The organism is Cellulomonas sp. HZM (assembly GCF_000708885.1).
In the GTDB taxonomy this organism is placed as follows: Bacteria; Actinomycetota; Actinomycetes; order Actinomycetales; family Cellulomonadaceae; genus Cellulomonas.
Genome location: NZ_JEOE01000068.1, coordinates 1 through 4,008 on the forward strand (window position 1 = coordinate 1; position 4,008 = coordinate 4,008).

The 4,008-nt window shown below is 75.7% G+C and carries 6 protein-coding genes; 3 read left to right on the forward strand and 3 right to left on the reverse strand.

Annotated features, from left to right (window positions below; all coding sequences use genetic code 11):
* Positions 1 to 915, forward strand: a 915-nt coding sequence (locus AW16_RS0116565) for a DUF3418 domain-containing protein (protein ID WP_029292217.1), incomplete at its 5' end; no start/stop codon positions are given.
* A gap of 25 nt (positions 916 to 940) precedes the next feature.
* On the forward strand, positions 941 to 1,420 hold the full coding sequence (locus AW16_RS0116560; RefSeq protein WP_029292219.1) for a pyridoxamine 5'-phosphate oxidase family protein: 480 nt from the start codon (positions 941 to 943) through the stop codon (positions 1,418 to 1,420).
* 6 nt (positions 1,421 to 1,426) lie between these two features.
* Here the strand turns inward: AW16_RS0116560 and AW16_RS0116555 are convergent, their stop codons facing one another.
* The gene (locus AW16_RS0116555) at positions 1,427 to 2,035 is read right to left on the reverse strand and encodes a hypothetical protein (protein ID WP_156044227.1); all 609 of its coding nucleotides are present in this window, start codon (positions 2,033 to 2,035) and stop codon (positions 1,427 to 1,429) included.
* Here AW16_RS0116555 and AW16_RS0116550 point away from each other — a divergent pair.
* Positions 2,016 to 2,582, forward strand: coding sequence for a hypothetical protein (locus AW16_RS0116550; RefSeq protein ID WP_156044228.1), 567 nt, complete (start codon positions 2,016 to 2,018; stop codon positions 2,580 to 2,582). The two genes, AW16_RS0116555 and AW16_RS0116550, sit on opposite strands and share 20 nt — an antisense overlap.
* 6 nt (positions 2,583 to 2,588) lie before the next feature.
* On the opposite strand, the gene AW16_RS0116545 is transcribed toward AW16_RS0116550, so the two are convergent.
* Positions 2,589 to 3,068 (reverse strand): pyridoxamine 5'-phosphate oxidase family protein, encoded by a 480-nt coding sequence (locus AW16_RS0116545; protein WP_029292219.1) that lies wholly within the window; start codon positions 3,066 to 3,068, stop codon positions 2,589 to 2,591.
* A 25-nt stretch (positions 3,069 to 3,093) separates the two neighbouring features.
* The coding region (locus AW16_RS0116540) for a DUF3418 domain-containing protein (protein ID WP_029292217.1) at positions 3,094 to 4,008 on the reverse strand (915 nt) is incomplete at its 5' end.

Here is a 4,008-nt window from a genome sequence, read left to right on the forward strand (position 1 = left end):
GTCCCACCCCAGGTCCCGTCGCTCGAGCGCACCGGCCTGACCACGTGGCCCGGGGACCTGCCCGCGCTCCCCGAGCAGGTCGAGGCGACCGCCGCGGGCGTCACCGTCCGCGCGTACCCGACGCTCGTCGAGGAGGGCCGCGGACCGGCCGCCACGGTCGCGGTCCGCACGCTCGCCGACGCGTCCGCCGCGCGCGCCGCGGCGCACCACGGCCTGCGCCGCCTGCTGGTCCGCGACGTCGGCCTCGCGCCCGCGCGCGTGACGACGCGATGGACCGGCGCGCAGGCGCTCGCGCTCGCGGCCAGCCCGTACCCCAGCACGGAGGCCCTGGTCGACGACGTGCAGCTCGCCGCGGTCGACGCCCTGGTCGGCCGCCCGGCCGCCGATGTGCGCACGGCCGACGACTACGCGCAGGTGCGCGGGCTCGTGCGCGCCGGGCTCGAGGACCGCGTGCACGCGGTGGTCGGTGACCTCGTCGCCGTGCTGGGCGCGTGGCGCGAGGTGCAGGCGGACGTGCGCGGCACGACGAGCCTCGCGCTGCTGTCCACCGCGCAGGAGGTGCGTGCCCAGACGGAGGCCCTGGTGCACGAGGGCTTCGTCGCCGAGACCGGTGCGGCGCGGCTCCCCCGGCTCACGCGCTACCTGCGCGCCGCGCGCCACCGGCTGGCCAAGGCCGCCGAGAACCCGCAGCGCGACGCCGACCTGGCGTGGCAGGTGCGCGACCTCGAGGACCAGCTCGCCGACGCCCTCGCCCGGGCCCGCGCTGCGACGCCCGACCCGGCCCGGGCCCGCGCGCTCGACGACGTCCGGTGGCAGCTCGAGGAGCTGCGCGTGAGCCTGTTCGCGCAGCAGCTCGGCACGCCGGTCCCGGTGAGCGCGACGCGGATCCGCAAGGCGCTGGCCGCGATCGGCTGACGCCGACCCGCACGAGGAGGCACGCATGGACACCGACGAGATCCGTACCGAGCTGGCGGACGCCGAGAGCCTGCTGGGCTCGACGCAGCTGTGCCACCTCGCCTACACGGGCACCGACGGCACCCCGCGGGTGGTGCCCGTGGGCTTCTGGTGGACCGGTGAGCAGCTCGTCGTCTCCACCGCGGCGACCGCACCGAAGGTCGCGGCCCTGCGGGCCCGGCCCGAGGTCGCCGTGACGATCGACGCCGGCGGCACGCCCGAGCAGGCGAGAACGCTGTCGGTGCGCGGGACCGCCGACATCACGATCGTGGACGGCCTGGTCGAGGAGTATCTGCTGGCGGCGCGCCGGAGCATGGGCGAGGGGGCGGCCGCGCAGTTCGAGGCGGCGTGCCGCGAGCTGTACGACAGGATGGCGCGCATCGCGATCACACCGACGTGGGCCCGGTTCTACGACTTCGGGTCCGGGCGCGTGCCGCGGTTCCTGCGCGAGCTCATGGAGCGCTGAGACGGCTCACGACTGCGGCTCGACCGGCCCGTCCTTGCCCGCGACGAGCGTCCCGCAGCTGACCTCCTGAGCCGTCGTGACGACGGCGTCGTCCTTGCCGGCGCCCGTCGCGACGGTCTCCTTCTCGCCGTTCGTCGCGTGCCGCCCCTGTGCGTCGAGGTCCACCCACGTGCGCGTCACGTCGAACGTCTTCCCGTCGTCCTTCGACACGGCGTCGAGCCCAGCGAGCCGCAGCACGCCGTCGTCCTTGGTGCACCCGACACCGGTCCCCTGGTCACCGAACCCGCGGTCGAACGTGTAGGGGTCGCCCTGCGCGTTCTGCACGGGCGTGACCGCGCAGCCGGCGAGCGAGAACAGCAGCGCCTCGCGGCCGGTGTCGACCAGCGCGATCGGGATGCGGTCGGCCTGCACGCGCTCGACGACGGCCGAGGCCCGCTCGGGGCTCGCGCTGTCGATCGGCGCGGAGAAGGTCGCGCCCGACGACGTCGTGATGCCGAAGCGACGGTCCGCACCGGGCGTGATCCAGGCCTGGTCCTCGTGCCCGTCGTCGTCGATGTCCACGATCTCGTGCACGTCGCCGCCCGCGGGCGCCGACGTGCACGAGATCGTGGACATCGACGACGACGGGCACGAGGACCAGGCCTGGATCACGCCCGGTGCGGACCGTCGCTTCGGCATCACGACGTCGTCGGGCGCGACCTTCTCCGCGCCGATCGACAGCGCGAGCCCCGAGCGGGCCTCGGCCGTCGTCGAGCGCGTGCAGGCCGACCGCATCCCGATCGCGCTGGTCGACACCGGCCGCGAGGCGCTGCTGTTCTCGCTCGCCGGCTGCGCGGTCACGCCCGTGCAGAACGCGCAGGGCGACCCCTACACGTTCGACCGCGGGTTCGGTGACCAGGGGACCGGTGTCGGGTGCACCAAGGACGACGGCGTGCTGCGGCTCGCTGGGCTCGACGCCGTGTCGAAGGACGACGGGAAGACGTTCGACGTGACGCGCACGTGGGTGGACCTCGACGCACAGGGGCGGCACGCGACGAACGGCGAGAAGGAGACCGTCGCGACGGGCGCCGGCAAGGACGACGCCGTCGTCACGACGGCTCAGGAGGTCAGCTGCGGGACGCTCGTCGCGGGCAAGGACGGGCCGGTCGAGCCGCAGTCGTGAGCCGTCTCAGCGCTCCATGAGCTCGCGCAGGAACCGCGGCACGCGCCCGGACCCGAAGTCGTAGAACCGGGCCCACGTCGGTGTGATCGCGATGCGCGCCATCCTGTCGTACAGCTCGCGGCACGCCGCCTCGAACTGCGCGGCCGCCCCCTCGCCCATGCTCCGGCGCGCCGCCAGCAGATACTCCTCGACCAGGCCGTCCACGATCGTGATGTCGGCGGTCCCGCGCACCGACAGCGTTCTCGCCTGCTCGGGCGTGCCGCCGGCGTCGATCGTCACGGCGACCTCGGGCCGGGCCCGCAGGGCCGCGACCTTCGGTGCGGTCGCCGCGGTGGAGACGACGAGCTGCTCACCGGTCCACCAGAAGCCCACGGGCACCACCCGCGGGGTGCCGTCGGTGCCCGTGTAGGCGAGGTGGCACAGCTGCGTCGAGCCCAGCAGGCTCTCGGCGTCCGCCAGCTCGGTACGGATCTCGTCGGTGTCCATGCGTGCCTCCTCGTGCGGGTCGGCGTCAGCCGATCGCGGCCAGCGCCTTGCGGATCCGCGTCGCGCTCACCGGGACCGGCGTGCCGAGCTGCTGCGCGAACAGGCTCACGCGCAGCTCCTCGAGCTGCCACCGGACGTCGTCGAGCGCGCGGGCCCGGGCCGGGTCGGGCGTCGCAGCGCGGGCCCGGGCGAGGGCGTCGGCGAGCTGGTCCTCGAGGTCGCGCACCTGCCACGCCAGGTCGGCGTCGCGCTGCGGGTTCTCGGCGGCCTTGGCCAGCCGGTGGCGCGCGGCGCGCAGGTAGCGCGTGAGCCGGGGGAGCCGCGCCGCACCGGTCTCGGCGACGAAGCCCTCGTGCACCAGGGCCTCCGTCTGGGCACGCACCTCCTGCGCGGTGGACAGCAGCGCGAGGCTCGTCGTGCCGCGCACGTCCGCCTGCACCTCGCGCCACGCGCCCAGCACGGCGACGAGGTCACCGACCACCGCGTGCACGCGGTCCTCGAGCCCGGCGCGCACGAGCCCGCGCACCTGCGCGTAGTCGTCGGCCGTGCGCACATCGGCGGCCGGGCGGCCGACCAGGGCGTCGACCGCGGCGAGCTGCACGTCGTCGACCAGGGCCTCCGTGCTGGGGTACGGGCTGGCCGCGAGCGCGAGCGCCTGCGCGCCGGTCCATCGCGTCGTCACGCGCGCGGGCGCGAGGCCGACGTCGCGGACCAGCAGGCGGCGCAGGCCGTGGTGCGCCGCGGCGCGCGCGGCGGACGCGTCGGCGAGCGTGCGGACCGCGACCGTGGCGGCCGGTCCGCGGCCCTCCTCGACGAGCGTCGGGTACGCGCGGACGGTGACGCCCGCGGCGGTCGCCTCGACCTGCTCGGGGAGCGCGGGCAGGTCCCCGGGCCACGTGGTCAGGCCGGTGCGCTCGAGCGACGGGACCTGGGGTGGGAC